This window comes from Psychrobacillus sp. Z16_25 (assembly GCF_056856695.1).
The window spans coordinates 1-17,220 of the sequence record NZ_JBXEOV010000032.1 but is presented as its reverse complement, the minus strand read 5'-3'; the positions used below and the strand labels follow the sequence as shown (position 1 = coordinate 17,220).

At 38.7% G+C, this 17,220-nt stretch carries 17 protein-coding genes; 7 read left to right on the top strand and 10 right to left on the bottom strand.

The features are described 5' to 3' along the window. Positions 1-243: 243 nt before the first annotated feature. Genes AC1VU3_RS17365 through AC1VU3_RS17355 form a run of 3 tightly spaced genes read right to left on the bottom strand, consistent with a single transcriptional unit; the run spans position 244 to position 3,337 of the window. Complete coding sequence (locus AC1VU3_RS17365) at positions 244-1,836, bottom strand: YndJ family protein (protein WP_482984165.1); 1,593 nt, start codon at positions 1,834-1,836, stop codon at positions 244-246. Further along, on the bottom strand, positions 1,829-2,428 hold the full coding sequence (locus AC1VU3_RS17360) for a DUF4166 domain-containing protein (protein ID WP_482984164.1): 600 nt from the start codon (positions 2,426-2,428) through the stop codon (positions 1,829-1,831). The genes AC1VU3_RS17365 and AC1VU3_RS17360 overlap by 8 nt, the downstream gene beginning before the upstream one ends. Positions 2,429-2,440: 12 nt before the next feature. Beyond that, on the bottom strand, positions 2,441-3,337 hold the full coding sequence (locus AC1VU3_RS17355; RefSeq protein ID WP_482984163.1) for a DoxX-like family protein: 897 nt from the start codon (positions 3,335-3,337) through the stop codon (positions 2,441-2,443). Positions 3,338-3,425: 88 nt separating this feature from the next. Here AC1VU3_RS17355 and AC1VU3_RS17350 point away from each other — a divergent pair, with 88 nt between their 5' ends. Continuing rightward, entirely contained in the window at positions 3,426-4,445 is a 1,020-nt protein-coding gene (locus tag AC1VU3_RS17350) for a serine hydrolase domain-containing protein (protein ID WP_480388595.1), read from the top strand. Between the two features lie 2 nt (positions 4,446-4,447). Then, entirely contained in the window at positions 4,448-4,936 is a 489-nt protein-coding gene (locus AC1VU3_RS17345; RefSeq protein ID WP_482984162.1) for a GNAT family N-acetyltransferase, read from the top strand. Positions 4,937-5,064: 128 nt separating this feature from the next. Here AC1VU3_RS17345 and AC1VU3_RS17340 read toward each other — a convergent pair whose 3' ends face one another. The 6 genes from AC1VU3_RS17340 to AC1VU3_RS17315 all read right to left on the bottom strand — a co-directional run bounded on the left by AC1VU3_RS17340 (position 5,065) and on the right by AC1VU3_RS17315 (position 9,643). Continuing rightward, entirely contained in the window at positions 5,065-5,376 is a 312-nt protein-coding gene (locus AC1VU3_RS17340) for a hypothetical protein (protein WP_482984161.1), read from the bottom strand. Between the two features lie 153 nt (positions 5,377-5,529). Then, positions 5,530-6,141, bottom strand: a complete 612-nt coding sequence (locus tag AC1VU3_RS17335; protein WP_482984160.1) for a hypothetical protein — start codon at positions 6,139-6,141, stop codon at positions 5,530-5,532. Next, the gene (locus tag AC1VU3_RS17330) at positions 6,134-6,670 is read right to left on the bottom strand and encodes a sigma-70 family RNA polymerase sigma factor (protein WP_482984159.1); all 537 of its coding nucleotides are present in this window, start codon (positions 6,668-6,670) and stop codon (positions 6,134-6,136) included. Before AC1VU3_RS17330 ends, AC1VU3_RS17335 begins: the two co-directional genes overlap by 8 nt. A 104-nt stretch (positions 6,671-6,774) precedes the next feature. Continuing rightward, positions 6,775-7,326, bottom strand: a complete 552-nt coding sequence (locus tag AC1VU3_RS17325) for an MFS transporter (RefSeq protein WP_480388591.1) — start codon at positions 7,324-7,326, stop codon at positions 6,775-6,777. Continuing rightward, positions 7,323-8,756, bottom strand: a complete 1,434-nt coding sequence (locus AC1VU3_RS17320) for an FAD-binding protein (RefSeq protein ID WP_482984158.1) — start codon at positions 8,754-8,756, stop codon at positions 7,323-7,325. Before AC1VU3_RS17320 ends, AC1VU3_RS17325 begins: the two co-directional genes overlap by 4 nt. Before the next feature lie 110 nt (positions 8,757-8,866). Further along, a complete protein-coding gene (locus tag AC1VU3_RS17315; RefSeq protein ID WP_482984157.1) occupies positions 8,867-9,643 on the bottom strand; it encodes an enoyl-CoA hydratase-related protein in 777 nt (258 codons plus the stop codon). Between the two features lie 141 nt (positions 9,644-9,784). Here AC1VU3_RS17315 and AC1VU3_RS17310 point away from each other — a divergent pair, with 141 nt between their 5' ends. Next, positions 9,785-11,014: an EAL and HDOD domain-containing protein gene (locus tag AC1VU3_RS17310; RefSeq protein WP_482984156.1), complete on the top strand. Its 1,230-nt coding sequence runs from the start codon at positions 9,785-9,787 to the stop codon at positions 11,012-11,014. Between the two features lie 263 nt (positions 11,015-11,277). Further along, complete coding sequence (locus AC1VU3_RS17305; RefSeq protein ID WP_480388587.1) at positions 11,278-11,634, top strand: YhjD family protein; 357 nt, start codon at positions 11,278-11,280, stop codon at positions 11,632-11,634. Here AC1VU3_RS17305 and AC1VU3_RS17300 read toward each other — a convergent pair. After that, positions 11,631-12,161 (bottom strand): competence protein ComK, encoded by a 531-nt coding sequence (locus tag AC1VU3_RS17300; protein WP_480388695.1) that lies wholly within the window; start codon positions 12,159-12,161, stop codon positions 11,631-11,633. The two genes, AC1VU3_RS17305 and AC1VU3_RS17300, sit on opposite strands and share 4 nt — an antisense overlap. A 187-nt stretch (positions 12,162-12,348) precedes the next feature. Here AC1VU3_RS17300 and AC1VU3_RS17295 point away from each other — a divergent pair, with 187 nt between their 5' ends. The 3 genes from AC1VU3_RS17295 to uvrB form a co-directional block, all read left to right on the top strand. Then, complete coding sequence (locus AC1VU3_RS17295) at positions 12,349-12,579, top strand: IDEAL domain-containing protein (protein WP_480388586.1); 231 nt, start codon at positions 12,349-12,351, stop codon at positions 12,577-12,579. A gap of 99 nt (positions 12,580-12,678) precedes the next feature. Next, positions 12,679-14,259 (top strand): M14 family zinc carboxypeptidase, encoded by a 1,581-nt coding sequence (locus AC1VU3_RS17290; RefSeq protein WP_482984155.1) that lies wholly within the window; start codon positions 12,679-12,681, stop codon positions 14,257-14,259. Positions 14,260-15,312: 1,053 nt separating this feature from the next. Continuing rightward, positions 15,313-17,220 (top strand): excinuclease ABC subunit UvrB (uvrB, locus tag AC1VU3_RS17285; RefSeq protein ID WP_482984154.1); only part of this gene is annotated, 1,908 nt, incomplete at its 3' end.

Genomic DNA, 17,220 nt, shown 5'->3' with positions numbered 1-17,220 from the left:
TCTCGTTCCGAGCATTAGAGCCTCTTTTCCGCGCACTAACATCCCGAAATCGAGCAGTAGCCTCTCTCCAAAAGTTATACCGCGCAATAGATTATGAGTTTCGCGCAGTAACCCTCTCGTACCGCACACTAACTCCATGTTTCCGCGCACTACCCCCTTAGAATCGAGCAGTAGCCGTCTTCTTAATATCAGTGTTGTGCCAACTAATCTATCATAGAAGCTGTCTCCTCTATGATCAGTAAATCACTGGTGCTGAGATACACTCCTGGTTATCCTTGAATGCTCCTTCTGTTGGATCCGATAGGTGATTGTGAGAAACGGTATACCGAAAATCCACATGCGATGCAAGGCTGATAGCTTGCCTGTGCTTATTTCCTTTACCTCAAATCGTTCGTGGATTGGGAGCTTAAATAGGTTATTGCCAAAAGCCAGATAGATTCCAGCGTCACTATTCTCTTTCCCTTGACTTGTCAGTATTAGCGTCTCTTTCTCAGTCCTTACTTCTAATATACCGATCATAGTGCTTTGCGGTAGTGGAAGCGCAATATTCATAAAAACCCTTTCTTCCGTCCGGTGAAAAGAATACAGAGCAACAAAGATGATATCTTCTTTTATTTTCCGCACCCATGCTCTCGTTTTCTCACGACCGTCCTCTACGCTCACGATACTCCCAGTCATCTCTGATTCATCATTAGTTAAAGGAAGATTCAACTGCTGAAATCGTTTGCTAAAAAGATGATAAATAGCTGCCAGCGGCTTGAACCAGGTATGCCAGTGCACGCTTGAGAAAAGACGATAATTACTTGTGTTCTCATAGAAATCACTTATTGTTTGAGCGAGTTTCTTCTTATCAATATACATATTCATATCATCTACTAGTCCGCTGTATTGACCATCAGCTTTATGAGCCCCTAATATCCTCTCACCAATCGTCCATTTACCGCGAATATGACTAATAGGAAAGCTTTTTCTTTTTCTAGGTTCAGGGGTCCACAACATCCAGCCAACTAAGCCGACAAGACCGAAGATAACACAGTTAAAAAATCCGTGAAACTTTAGCATAAAATCTATACTAACTCCGAAATAACCAAATACATTTCCAAGTGCATAAAGCAGTGAGAAGAGAATAGTTACGCCAATCGCTAGAAAGGAAAGCATCACAAACGCCTTGGCCCACCTATTAGAGAAATTGATTCTCCAGCAAAGTACTATCAACCCATATATGCCGACAATATACAAAAGGACTGACAGCAGCTCTAACCAAGGGGAAAAGGTAATTCCTAAAGCAACAAAAATTGGTGCGATCAAGAGAATGACAGAAATGGTGCGATATCCCCTTGGCTTCTCTATACGTCCCAGCAGCCCGACAAAGATAGGCAATAAAAACGAGGAATAATGAAAATGAATAGCAGTTAGCCAAGTGAGAATAAGAGAAAAACCAGTATCTATTTCAGTAATATGTGCAAAAAACCACATTCCGCCGATAGCTAAATAAACCATTCCCATATCAATTGAAAACTCTTCTAAATGGGAAAATCCTCTAGATAGGAAACGCTGTATACCTTTCCAAGCGACAGTGAGGGTAAACAACAAATAAATTCCTGCTAACAGCCAGTCGAAGCTAGTAGTCTCTATTACTTGTAGGACAAAGACAGATAGATATGCTGGAATGCTAATAAAATAGATTGTTTTCTCCTTCCAAACCAACTGCAGGGCAAGAGGGACATAAATAAGCTGCGCAATGGTCAGCATTAAGAAGTACCAGGGATGAACTGTGAAAGCAGCACTAGCTATAAATAACGCAGAAAGCAGGAAAATTTTATAGGTATTATTCATCTGCGACAAACTCTCCTTTGTATTCAAACATTTTTCCAAACAAAGGATTGGTAATGAGGACATGAATCGAATATCTGTCTTTATTCTCCAAATAGGCTTCTTTTACCGTTACGTTTCCTCTTAATAGTTTCGGTAACGGGATTTCAAGATGACCTAACAGAAAGCGTTGCTTATCAGATTTTATTAGCATCTCGCCACTATCTGTCACTGTAAAAACCAAATCTGAATAAAACAGACTAGGATCGCCTAAATAGTCCTTCACAATCCCCCTCTTGATATCCAGACTCATGAGAGCGTTAAAATATCTCGTCTTTTTAGGGAAGTAGAAGGCACGTTCCCAGTAGACCTGCTTTTCTTTATTAGGCCCAAGAACATTTGTAGTGATAATCTGGAAGGGGATATCTCTTCCTTGCTCGGGAAATAAAAAATTCCATCTTGTACCTAAGGAAAAGAGCGGTCTAAGTATAGCGGGACGGCCTCCTATATAAGACATCGTTCCCTTCCCTTTAAATACAGGACCGGCATATCTTTTTTGTAGCTTTGGATGTAATTGATCGTAAGCTTCTCCTAAGATTTCTTCATAAATAGACATAGCGATAACTCCTTATCTCTTTCTCTTACAGCTTTTGGCAGTCGGGATATCATCACCTATGAAGTACCCAATGATCGATAGCACAAACAAGGCAAGGTTAAAGGTAAATGGATTGAATGGATGCGTGAATGTATTAGGGTCTGCAAGGATTGCTGATAAGGTTAATAAAGGAAAGAGGAGCAGCTGCAGAAGGAAGAGATGCTTCTTCTTCTGATAAAATAGCCAAACAAGACCAAATAATATTTCAAGCGCACCCATGATTGTTAGAAGAGTCATTGCGTTTTCGCTAGGAATGACGTTGCTGAGCATCCGCAACTCTTCTGGATGATTCCAAATGATTTTAGGGATAAGACCATGGTATACCCAGACAATAGAAAATAGGGCGACAATGCTCCAATAGAGAAAAAAGCGAGTGAATTGGGCTTTGGGCGATTCCTTTTTTTCGAGCCACCTTTTGAGCACATCAAAGCTGAGAGCCGTTCCCCATCCGATTCCAGACCGAAATAGGAGCTTGTCTACTATTCTTCCAAGAGTTCCAAAGTTAGACTGATAATCGTATTGAGTTAGAAATTGTATGCTGTCTTCTTTGGGGATGTACTTCCAATATCCTTTTCCTTCTCGAATAGGAGATAGCTTTTGATTCGTCCCAAAATGTAGAGAGCTTGTCCGAGAGCCGTCCTTTGCATGGAGGGAGCCTACACTTTTCCCCCATCCCGCAACACTATATCCAGGGATCACATCAGTTCTATATTCAAATAATTGGGCTTCATTTTCTTTTTTCGGTAAGTAGGTAATGGAGGAAAACCGAATATCCCATTGCTCATGTAAGGAGGGATTTTGTGTGGCTTCCCATAGTTCATCCATCGGTGCTTCTATGTTAATTTCTACATAAATGGGATTAGTTTTCATATTTGTCACCTCGTCATTTAGCTTATCATATTTAAAAGGAAAATTAATGAAAATGAAGAATACTATAGGATAGAAAGGGGTAATTCGGTTGATTTCTAAAAAACTACAGAATTGTTTTAAACCAGTAGAAGATCACGTCTTTCAAACGTATCAATCTCTTTATGGAACAGGAGCAGCGGTGGTTATTATACATAATGATGAAATTGTCACCGAAACATATTGGGGAAAGCAGTCTACCCATATAGACGCCAGGGCGGTCCAAGAGGATACGCAATTCCACGTTGCATCCGTGAGAAAAAGCTATATCGGTTTCGCTGTAGCCTATGCAGTATATTATCACCACATAGAATCGATTGATGACGAGATAACAAAGTATATAGCTGGACTAAATCAGGAGATCTTTAAAGGCACAACCATTCGCCATCTTCTTACACATTCGCATGGATTAACAGAGAGGGAGGGAGTGGTAGTAAGAGAATTCGCACCAGGGACGAGCTGGGCGTATAGGCAAATCAATATTAAGCTTCTAACTCAGTTAGTGAAGCAAACAACCGGGAAAAGTGTAGCTGAGATTTTGGAAGAAGAGGTCTTCAAACCATTAGGCTTTAAGCAAAGTGGCTGGTATATAGAATCAAATGAAAGATTAGCAGACGTAATCAAGGAGGATGGAGAGTCCAATAGGTTTTCCTCTACAAGCGCAGAGGGGGATCAGGTGAATATGTATGTCTCTGCAAGAGAGTTAGCGTTTTGGGGCTACATTTACTTGAAGGAAGGTTATCTAAACGGGAAACAGCTTGTGAATAAAGACATCTTAGAGCTAGCCAGAACACTCCAGAGTCCTTCAATGATTGATCTAAATCTTCCACAGCACGGCTTTCTATGGTTTGTAAAGGATCTTCCTGCTAAGAAAAATGAAATAGGAGAGTTAGTTCCAAGAGGCTCCTTTCAAATTCTTGGCTTCACGGGTCCAGCAGTTCTAGTCATCCCAGAGGAAAATATCGTAGCCGTTCGTATGTTTAATAGCTTCGGCTCACCAGAGGACTTTGACTTTTTAGCGAGCATCCGTAGCTTTGGCGACACAGTCATGCAATGCGTAAAGGAGAAATAGACATGAAGGCTGCTTTAATAGAAGAGATAACGGTTTTATATAAATTAATATGGGATCAAGATATCGAAGAAAGAATAAAGAAGCATGCGACCTATGATGGCTTTCGATTAATAACAGAGCTTGATAATAGCGGAAAGTTAGTTGGCTTTGTATATGGCTATATCTCTACAAAGGGTCAATTCTACCGTGGATTAATAGAAAAGGCTCTTAATACTGTCGAAATAGAGGCATGGTTGGAGCATTGTTTCGAGGTGGTGGAGCTTGTAGTACATCCAGCACAGAGGAGAGCAGGGCTCGGAGAAAAGCTGATGCAACAATTGCTTCAAGAAGGCGATTATAAAACAGCCATCCTAACTACCCAAACTGACAATATTCCCGCCCGTCACCTATACACAAAAATGGGCTGGGAAATCATAAAAGAACCATTCATCCCATTCGGCGAAAAAGAATATGTCATCATGGGAAAAAGAATTGTGTCTGTCCCTGTGTGAGATTGTGTGTGACCCTGGGTCAGACACAATTCTGTGGAGTTGTATGTGTCCCTGGGTCACATACAATATTGTGATATAAAGTTGTAAAAATGTTGAAGGAGCTCTTCTTTTGGAAGAACTCCTTACGATTAGTTATGACCTTCTATTCTAATAGGTTCAAATGTACCTTCAAGCCAATATGTCCAAGCCGTAAAGCTGCCATTTAGTGTGAAATACACTTCTTTGATTTCAGGATACTTGCGAATAACTTCTCCCAGAGCATCATAAAAGAGCCTACTTTCATTTGTTGTCATGGCACCAACAATACCTCGCAAATCCTCAAATTCAACTACAACTACTCCATCCTCATTAATAGCTGCACCCTTTAGCATATTTTCAAAACCAAAGTAAGCTATTTTTCCTTCTAACAATTCGTTTAAATCATTTTCTAGCTTAGGCATTCTCTCTCCATGCTGCTCTAAGATAAAATACATTCCAGCGGTGCGAGAATAATCTATTCTTTGATTTCTTTCTGTTTCCTCTAAAATTACCTTGGGTTTTATTTTTTGATCCTTTAAATGAGAAATCAGCCATTTGTCTTTTTCTTTTTGAAATTAAAGCTGGATATTAAATGCGTCGTTCTCTTTTGTAATAGCATGGAAAACTAATTGATATGTTTCTTTTCCCTTATCCGTAAATCCATAGTTGATTAATTCAGAAAAATAAACATTGAATATATAGTTCCATTTATTTTCTTCGTATCGATAGCCATCTGGAAATTCTATATACAAGTTACGGTGTGAATCCCAATCGATAGTAGTATTGGAGATAAAGTTTTCTTCTACACTATGACAGTTAGAGCAAAGAAAATAACGATGGCTTAACCGTTCCAGCTCTTGCTTTAGCATCTCAGCTTCTTCATCTTGTATTAATGAAAAGATTTCTTCCTCCTCATATGTTTCACTAGGCATAACAACAGGTTCGTCTATTGTTGGAGTCGGCTCAGGAGTAGATGTACTAGGAGATGAATCACTTGGCTTGATAATAGTGAATGTTAAAATAGCTGTTATACATACAAAGAGTAGGGTAAGACTAGGTAAAAGAAGATTTAAGTTTTTCTTCTTTTCTTTCGATGTAATCTCTTGTACCATTCTTTTTTTCATATCTCTCGTAAAGAGAGGTTGGTTGCCCAGGAACTGTTCCACTTCTTTCTTTATATCACTCAATATTCGCAGCCTCCCATTCTCGCAAACTAAGTCGTTTCTTTAAGAGGTTTCTGGCTCGGAATAATCTTGTTTTGATGGTATTTTCACTTATATCTAAGAGTGTACTTATTTCTATTACAGAAAGTTCTTCATAATAATAAAGCAATAGCACTTCGCGATATTTAATTGATAAAGAAAGTATTTCATTCATAAGGCTGCTTCTCTCATCAGCTACTAATAAGTCGCATTCCGGAGTTTTGTTAGATGCTAACAGTTCAAGGAAGGCATGTGTAAAATTTGATTTCCGATTCTTCCAGCTACGCAAGTAATCATGGCAACGATTGATTGTCATCTTGCATAAATATGTTTTTATCGAAGAACTATGTTCAAATTGGTAGGAACTACGATAGTATTTCCAAAATACTTCTTGGACAATATCCTCAGCGGCTCCTAAATCTTTAATATATAAATAGGCAAGACGAAGTAAATACTCCCCATGCTCATCCATCACTTGTTCTAGTGCGACAACCGATTTAGCTGAATCACTCAATGCAACATCTCCCTTCCCAGTTAACCAATAGACGTAAGGACGTTTCCTTTCGTTTCATTTTTTAAAAGAATGGAGATTAAATTTACTCCATACAAAAAAAGGCACTAACCAGGTGCCTTTTCCCATTTCTTTTGTTTCATCATATAAATTCCGCTCCAGGCATATGCAATGGAGGCTATATAAAAGATACTCCCAATCGTTAAGAAATCAACCAAGTATCCAGTTCCAATTACGGCAACAGCCGCAGCGATGGAAGTCCATATATGATAGTTTCCGATTTCTCTACCTGCCGATTCCTTTTGTACGCTTCGAGCTAAAACCGTTTTTTCTGAATTTTTTTGTACAGCTCCCAAAAGACCCATGGCTACCTGTAGGATATAGACGTGCCACACCTCATAAGCGAGGGGGAACAGAAGGAGGAGTAAAGTCATTCCCCAAGAGTAAATGACAAGTAGCGTTCGATCGCCGACCAGGTCTGCGTACTTTCCGATAAGCGGATAGCTTAGTGCTGCCGTCAAGGCAAACAAGCCATATGCCCAGCCAAACTGTGCATAGCTTCTTCCTACATTATTTAAAAGTAGAACATAAAATGGGAAAATCATGCTAGAGGCCATTCCTACAACACCCTGATAGACAATAAATTTGCGATAAGTCATTTATGATACTCCTCATAAAATAGATTTAAAAAGCGATGCTCTGGGTCATATTTATCCTTCATCTTAAAGAACTCATCCGTACGAGGATAGGCCTTCTCTAATTGTTCTCTTGTTGGAAAATGATAATAGGGTAAATAGTAGCTGCCATTATGCGCTAAAGTGATGTCTACCATTTGCTGAATGACTTTTTCGGTGTTTGCCAAATCCTTATCCGTCATCTTTTGATTGATTAATAGAACAAGTGCAAACATATCTTCCTTGGCATAAGCCATTACAGCTTCCTCATCCTTTTTTACATATCTAACCGTTATGTTTACTAGATTTAGTTCTTCTTCCTCTAAAAGCCCCCTTAAATCATCAACGTAAGAAGCAAACTCATCTACTGGTACAAAATATTCCTGTAACACTTCTGTTTTTTGTCCATGCTCATAATTCATAAAATCAGATTCAGAGCGCATGACATTATTACGTGAAATATAAGAACCGTCCAGTTCCTTGTTATAAGCCTCTTGTGTATCCCACATGAAATTCTTCCCCCAACCGTTCAATCGAGAAAGTCCCAAAAAGAATTTAGGAATCGCAACATATGATTCTCTTTTTAGCTTGCTGTGTTTGGAAAGCGCTGTCTGATCTTTGCCTATCAAATAATCTGTTGTATACATTTCTTTCAAAAAAGTATCTGGTGCCACGGATAGACGTGCTAAATGCATTTGTACCTGCCCATTAGCCAATACCTCTTCTTTAAAAAAGTCACTATATTGATCGGAGGTTAGGGTAGTCGTTCGAATTTGATAGAGTTCGTCGTCAGTCAGATGGAGTGTGACATCTAAAATGACGCCAAAGAGACCATAACCACCAATTACTAGAGAAAAAAGCTCGGCATTTTCTTCTCTGCTGACGTTTATGATTTCCCCGTGTGCGTTTAACAAACGAAAGGATTCTACCGTTTCAATTAAAGAAGTGTAAGCGATATTCCTTCCGTGTACATTCACGCTTAACGAACCTCCTACGGTAAAAATATTTTGAGACTGGCTGACACGAAGGGAGAGACCATACGGATTAATATAAGATTGGATATCCTCCCAAGTCACTCCGCTTTGCACAGTGATTGTTTTATTTTTTTCGTCCAAATTTAAGATTTTATTATAAGGTTTCATGTCTAATAAAATTCCGTTCGGATAGAGGGTCTGACCGCCTTGGCTATATTGCATTCCAGCAATAGAGATCTTTTCATTCTCTTTATTTGCATCTAGTATAATTTCTTTTAAATCATCTTCCTGTTGGCTTGATTTAATTGTCTTCATTTTAACTGGTAAGAGATGTGCATGATCCTCCACAGCCGTTGTGGCGTGCTGTTTTTGAAAAATAGAGAGGGAAAGTGTAAATAGAAGAAGATAGACGATAGCAATAGGCCATAGAGACTTTTTCATGTATTCTCTCCTTTCCTATCTTTTTATATTTGACATCTTTTACCGGGAAAAGGTTTCCTTAAAATGTAAAAAAAGCATCTAGATTACTAGATGCTTTTAAGTAAAATTATTTATTTCCCTTTAAAAATCGGCTTCCTTTTTTCTGCAAATGCGTTCAGAGCCTCTACTCTATCCTCGGTTGGGATAGTTATTTCGTAAGCTTTTCTTTCAATGCTTAGTCCAGTTTGTAAATCTACGTTCATGCCGTGCTTTACAGCGAATTTTGCTTGTTGAAGTGCTATTGGCCCATTTGCCAGCATCAGGGCAGCGAAGCTTTCCGTCTCTTCTTTAAGATTTTCGCGGCTTGCAACCTTAGTTACTAGCCCATATGCGAGAGCCTCATCTGCTTTTATTCTTTTAGCTGTTAAGATGAGCTCCAAAGCCTTTGCTTCCCCAATCAGCCGTGGTAGTCTTTGTGTACCTCCAGCGCCAGGTATGATGGCTAGGCTTGTCTCGGTTAGACCTAAAAGTATGTCGTCAGCAGCTATACGAAAGTCACATGCCAATGCAAGCTCTGTTCCTCCACCAAATGCATAGCCGTTTAACATGGCAATAGTAGGCTGAGGTAAATTTTCTATTTTGGAGAAAACTTCCCCTATTTTATAAATGTTGCGCTTTACTCGCTGTTCAGTTAGCGTTTTTCTTTCCTTCAGATCTGCGCCAACACTGAAGGACTTGTCACCAGCCCCTGTGAAGATTACCACTCGAATGTCTGGGTTAATACGGATTGATTCTGTGATTTCATCCAGCTCCTTTAACATGTCGTAGTTAAAGGCATTTAAAGCGTTTGGTCTGTTTAAGGTAACATAAGCCATATTTCCCTGTTGCTCATATTTAATTGTCTCCATACATACATCCCCCTTGTACGTTTTATATGAATAACCATATCATTTCATGATTATTCTGTCATCTGAGGTAAAATTAGGTCGATTTTCGTTATCTGATTTGGTACAATCAGTGTAATAAATCTTTTGATAAGAGGTCTTAGTATGGAAATTTTTATTGCTCGACAGCCAATTTTTACAAAAGTTGAATCTATTTTTGGCTTTGAGCTACTATATCGAAACAATATAGACAACACATTTCCCAATATAGACGGAGATACTGCTACTTTAGATGTGCTAACTCATTCTTTTTTAACCATAGGAATTAATGAGCTCGCAGGAGACAAGCTCTGTTTTATAAATTTTACAGAGAACCTTCTAGAAAAAGAAGTATTAAAGAAGCTGCCACCTAAGAGGATTGTCGTAGAAATACTAGAAAGTATTAAGTTCACCCCAGTTTTGTTAGAAAAAATACGTCAAATCAAAGCACTTGGTTTTTTAATCGCGCTTGATGACTTTATGTTTACACAGAACAAAGAAAACTATCATGAGCTATTTAAGCTAGTAAATTTTATAAAGGTAGATTTTCTCTCCACTCCAACACAAGAACGAAGAGAGTTAGAATATCTGATAAAAAGGGAGTATCCCCATGTCATTTTACTAGCAGAAAAAGTCGAAACCCGTGCACAATTTTATGAGGCGAAGACATCTGGCTATAGCCTGTTTCAAGGCTACTTTTTTGCAAAGCCGGAAATAGTTAAGGCTGCTGAAATTCCTCACAATATGATGATATATGTGCGGCTAATAAGTATGCTTCGAGATGAAAGTGTCCATATTGATGATATTGTGCAAGAAATTGAACGGGATTTATCGCTGACATTTAAAGTATTAAAAATGATCAACTCCCCTGCAGTACGTACCAAATCGAAGGTCAGGTCGATTAAACATGGTGTATTATTGCTTGGCCTAGAGGAGTTAAACCATTGGATTCACGTTCTCCTGCTACGAGAGGCTCGAGCACATAAAGAAAATGATGCGATTATTGAAGCTTCCCTGTTCCGTGCAAAATTCTGTGAGCAATTAGCCAAAAGGAACAGATGCCCTAACCCATCAGAATACTTTTTGCTTGGTATGTTCTCTTTAATTGATACGCTTCTTCAACGTAATATTCATCAATTGCTTAAGGAACTACCACTTTCGGATGAAGTAACTGCCACATTATCTGGAGTCGCAACAGAAATGACAGATTATCTGAACCTTGCTATTGCTTATGATGAGGTTAAATGGGAGGAAATAGGGAAAGGGATAAATACATTAGATATCGATTTCTCTACCCTAAATCGTTACTACATTGAAGCACGAAAGTGGTCGGCCGATATTGTCGCGGAGTTTTAAAATTCATTCCTACCTAGGAGGCCGGGACAAAACAAGTGAAAAGCAATTATGATTCTTCATCTTGATAAGAATCATAATTGCTTTCTTATTTCCTCTTGTATCTAATAAGTCATTCCTCGTGCCATATGCAATCTAACTCCCTAAACAATACAACGAATATGTGTATATTTAACTCAAATATTCTCATCTTATGTTTATTGCATTTTTTATAAAAAAGTGTACAATCGTAAGAACAAATGTTCTGTTTTAGGAAGGTGAGATATATGCCATTAATTCCAGAGGAAGCAATGCACTATTTTGAAAATATGATATATCTTCCTATGGTCATGACCATTTTAGAAAAAGATCGTATGATCTTTGATCAGGCTCCCTTTAAACTGAAGAAGCCGTACATAACATTAGTAGAAAGAGCAGTTAAACTTGTACAAAAGGAATTGAAAGAAACACATTTATACATGAATAGACATAGTATGAAAGTGTTACGCGGAGAGGGAGATGATATGTTCACTGAGTATGTTTTTTTTCATGGAGGTTATGAAGAACATCGTCGTTATTTAAATGTGCGGCTCCGCAACCGTGTAGAAGAGCTTTTGAGCATTTATTTAACTACAGCCAGTTAACGAATAAATCTTGGATGGTGAGGGTTTCTAGGTGTTATATAGTGGGTATTTAATAGATGGCTCATTCGTTTAAGAAAGTGGTTATTCAACATGTTTGCATAAGCGACCTGTCTGCTTACTGTGTTCACAGATACCGGCACTTGCACCGTATTACCGTTAGGCAAAGTAATCATACAACCTTTTTCAGTAGAAGTGTAGGATTCAATTGCGTTCAGGGAAAACCAAAAGTTTAAATCTGATTTAGGAGATAGCATAGGTATAAAAATGCAAGGATAGCCATAATCATGGGCGATTACGATTGGTAGCTTTAAGAAGTTTCCGATAATGTCTTTTGATAATTGAACAGAGTTTGTAAAAGGTGTGCCATAAAACGCACAAGAATGACGAACCACGTCATAAGGCTTTTTCCCTACATGGAAGGAATCCCCTGAAAAATTAGTGACTTGTGTAAAAACCTTGTTATTTATTATTTTCGGTTCTAATACTGCTGTTTCAAAAGTAACTAGAAAGGATTTATTTTCCATCATATTTGTCAATTATTTTCCCCCTTAGTAATTTTATAATTTAATTATAGTTAATTATGGAAATAAATCAATAAAAAATATCTATTATTCTAAAAGTTTCGTATTTACTATATAATCTAAATTTTCTTAAAATGATTGCAACCTTCTTTCTCCTTTTATATAATGGAAAAAAGGCATCGGGGTGATGGAAATGGACAAACATTATTCATATACAGATTTTATGAAAGCAGTTGGGCAAACTGGTAAAGCAAATTCTTCCGAAAAATTGTTAAATGAAATTTATCTTGATATGTTTTTGAACATTGTCCACCGAGAACAAAGCAGTAGCAGGTTACTTAAGCTGATCGATGAGGCGTTAGATCGAAAGGACAAGGAAGCATTTACTCATTTTACAAATTTGTTGATCCATTTAAAGAGTTAACCAGCCGCTTAACCAGCGGCAATTTTTTTTGACTACCAAATTGTAATTAATTGGATTTAAATTTATTGTTTATCCAAACAATGGAAAAGGGGAGATTCAGTGAAGTACTTGACTAAGTTATCCTTCATCATGTTTATTTGGTTGCTGCCAATGGTGGTACAAGCAGAAAGTACATGGGATATTGAAACTGCAGATGGGTATGTCGTTTACTCGGAGCCAAACAAAAATTCTACCATTCTATTAGAAGGCACAGGAAAGCAACTTTACAAGACTACAGGAATGAAACAAGGATTTTACGAAGTGACATCTAATGGGACAACGGGCTACATACATACACAGGAAGCAACAAGCATTTTCGACAAGCAAGCGAAAACATTCAAGGTAGTAGATAACTCTGTTCCATACTACGTTGTACATAAAGGAGAATTTATTCAAAGGGGTACTCTTCATCAAGGAGCTGTTATGAATAGGACCAAGTCCATGACAGGCTATCACATAGTCGAGGAAGGAAAAGGAGTGTTTTACGTCCCTACTAAAGGAACGGCACCTACTTCTCAAGCACCCATAGCTTCCCAACAGAGAAAAGCAAAATATCCGATGAGCTTAACTAATCCTAAAGAAGTAGCGATATTTGACAAGAATAATAGACAAATAGGGAGTCTAAAGGCAAACTCGTCTATTAAGCTCTTAGGTCTTAGTAAAGGGAAGGGAATCATATCTTTTCTAGGGAAGGATGCGCGTATTCCGATGGGTCAACTAGTACACAGCAACTTACTCCAGCCGAAAAAAGTATTAAAGCATGACGAACTGTCCTATTTTCTTCAAGTGATAGCCGCTTTGTATCCAAACTTTACAAAGTTAGAGGTTATTGGTAAATCCATTGAAGGGAAAGAAATACACGCTCTACGAGTGGGAAATGGAAAAAGAGAAGTATTGATAGACGGCGCGATGCATGCTAGGGAACACATGACTACCAATCTATTAGCAGAAATGATTGATACCTATACCCTTCATTACAAGAAAAAATCGAACTACAGTGGCTACAATGTTCATAGTGTATTAAATCAAACATCTATCTGGTTTGTGCCTATGATGAATCCAGATGGAGTTACCCTGGTACAAAGTGGTCCTAAATCATTAAGGTTTGGAAAGCTAGCCACTCAAATAAATGGAAGCACGAACTTTAATAGATGGAAGGCAAATATCCGTGGCGTAGATTTAAACGATAACTTTGCATCCAAATGGGAGACCATTCGAGGTGGAAATAAAAAGCCGGCTTACATGGCGTATAAGGGCTTCCGAGTATTTAGCGAGCCTGAATCTAGAGCACTAAGAGACTTTGTCAAAAAACATAACTTTAAAACATATATCTCCTACCATTCCTCAGGTCAGGTTATGTATTGGTTCAACTATCAGAATTCCACACGCTTAAAAAGGGATAGAGGACTTGCAACAAAGCTATCCAACATTACAGGCTACCGAGTACTTCCACCACAAAATTTACCGGGCTCTGGCTCATCGGCAGATTGGTTTATTCAAGAAACAAAAAATCCAGGGATTACTTTAGAAATCTCGCCGGCAGTGGGAGAAAGACCGGTACCATTATTCAGGTGGGATGCGATCTGGAAGCAAAACAAATCGATTGGATTATTTTTAGCCAAAGAAGCAACAACAAGATAGATTTATAGAAAAGACTGCAGCACGGATGCTGCAGTCTTTTTTTGAATGGAAGAATACTAGGAATAGAAAAATCTTGCCAATCGCATAGATTTTTCTCCCTACAGGCTTACTCGTTTTGTTCTTTTCTAAAAAAATTCTTTCTTCACGACAAGGGATAAATTGTAGAAAGCTCCTTGATCGAGCACCCCCCCTAATCCTTCTGTTGTATGTTTCTAAATTAATCTTTAATTCTATTCGTATCAGCCCATCCCACTTTAAGATAACCAGCTATATGTTTTATTGCCATCCCACCATTTGATTATAAGATTGTTTATTTTAGGCTAATGGGGTTACTCTCATTCACATAGGAATTACTCTCGTTCAGGAGGAGAATACTCTCACTCAGCCAGAGTTTACTCCCGGATAGGAGCGATTTACTCTCATTCGAGGAGTTTACTCTCGTTCGAGTGACTTTTACTCTCGTTCAGTAAATTTTACTCTCATTCAGAGTCTTACAGATCACTGAGGAGAACCAGAAAGAAGCCCTTACGATAAGTAAACAGCTCCAAATCGCAAGTATTGCTGCCAATACCGCAAGAAACCAATTTCGCTCCGCAAGTAACACGCTGGCGACCGCAAGTAACTCGGAGCCAATCGCAAGTAACTCGGAGCCAATCGCACGTAATGGAAGAATGCTGGAAATATTAGGATAATTATTGGCGGTTCACTTGGAATTAACAGCTATAGAATGTCCAATTGTGCAATCGCAAGCTCCAACGGGTTAATCGCAAAATACCCTCTCTTAATCGCAAGATCCAACTGGTAATCGCAAAATATCCTCTCCAAATCGGAAGATCCCCTATCCAAACAGCAAGAAGCAATCTTCCAATCGCAAAATCCAACCTCAAATCAAAAGCTCCACTCAAACCGAACCAGCTTCGCACGTAACTCCAACACCCCGCCAAGCTCTCCAAAATACTCAAAATAATTATTTTAAAAACATACGTTCGTTTTATTCGTCTTCAAAAAGGGAATATGATACACTAAAAATATTCAGATATGGGAGGCTAACTAATGGATCAACTATTCGATTTACAGGCTCCGTATAAACCGGCGGGAGATCAAATAGAGGCGATTAAACAGCTAGTAGCAGGTATAGAGGAAGGGAAGAAGCATCAGACCCTACTTGGTGCTACAGGTACTGGTAAAACCTTTACGATTTCTAATGTGATTCAACAAATAAATAAGCCAACACTTGTGATGGCTCACAATAAAACACTTGCAGGACAGCTTTATAGCGAGTTTAAAGAATTTTTTCCGAATAACGCAGTTGAATATTTTGTCAGCTACTATGACTACTTTCAACCAGAGGCCTATGTTCCACAAACCGATACATATATAGAAAAGGATTCTAGCGTGAATGAAGAAATTGATAAGCTGCGACATTCGGCAACTTCTTCTTTATTTGAAAGAAAGGACGTTATCATCATAGCGTCTGTGTCCTGTATCTATGGTTTAGGGAATCCAGAGGAATATAGAGAAATGCTTGTTTCTCTTAGAACAGGTATGGAAATTGAGCGAAACCAGCTGTTACGTAAGCTGGTAGACATTCAATATGAACGAAACGATATTAATTTTACTCGTGGTACCTTCCGTGTTAGAGGCGATGTAGTGGAAATTTTTCCAGCTTCGAGAGACGAGAGGTGTCTTCGAGTAGAGTTCTTTGGAGATGAAATCGATCGGATTCGAGAAGTGGATGCCTTAACCGGAGAAATTATAGGAGAAAGAGATCATGTGGCTATTTTCCCTGCATCTCACTTCGTGACAAGAGAAGATAAGATGAAAATCGCTATTCAAAATATCGAAAAAGAGCTGGAGGAACAGCTGGCTTACTTAAGAAGTGAAGATAAGCTTTTAGAGGCTCAGCGATTAGAACAGCGGACAAGATACGACTTGGAAATGATGCAAGAGATGGGTTTTTGCTCTGGAATTGAAAACTATTCTAGACATTTAACGCTGAGAGAAGCAGGGGCTACCCCATATACACTGCTGGATTACTTTCCAGAGGACTTTTTACTCGTTGTCGATGAGAGTCACGTTTCGCTACCGCAGGTAAGAGGAATGTATAATGGTGACCAGGCGAGAAAGTCTGTGTTAGTAAACCATGGCTTCCGTTTGCCATCGGCGCTTGATAACCGCCCATTGACATTTGAAGAGTTTGAACGTCATATTCACCAAGCAGTCTATGTGTCTGCTACTCCAGGTCCATATGAGCTAGAGCATACTCCTGAAATGGTAGAGCAGATTATTCGTCCGACAGGGCTGCTTGATCCTGTAATTACCGTGAAGCCGATAGAAGGCCAAATCGATGATTTAATAAATGAAATATATGAGCGTACGAAAAAGAATGAACGAGTACTAATCACGACTCTTACGAAAAAAATGTCTGAGGATCTGACTGACTACTTAAAGGAAATTGGGATAAAGGTGCAATACTTGCATTCAGAGATAAAAACACTAGAACGTATCGAAATAATTCGAGAACTGAGATTAGGTACCTATGACGTTCTTATCGGGATTAACCTCTTAAGAGAGGGTCTGGATATTCCAGAGGTATCCTTAGTAGCAATATTAGATGCAGATAAGGAAGGCTTCCTAAGATCGGAGAGATCGTTAATCCAAATAATCGGCCGTGCTGCGAGGAATGCGAATGGTCAGGTAATTATGTATGCGGATAAAATGACTGATTCCATGCGCAAGGCAATAGACGAAACGAAGCGTCGTCGAACAATTCAGATGGAGTACAATGAAAAGCATGGTATTACTCCGAAAACCATCCAGAAAAAAGTCGGAGAGGCTATACGTGCAACAAAGGTTGCAGAAGAAGAAACTACTTATGCGCAGCAATTAACAAGTGGAAAAGTCTTAACTAAAGAAGAAAAGGGTAAACTATTAGAAAATCTAGAAAAAGAAATGAAGGAC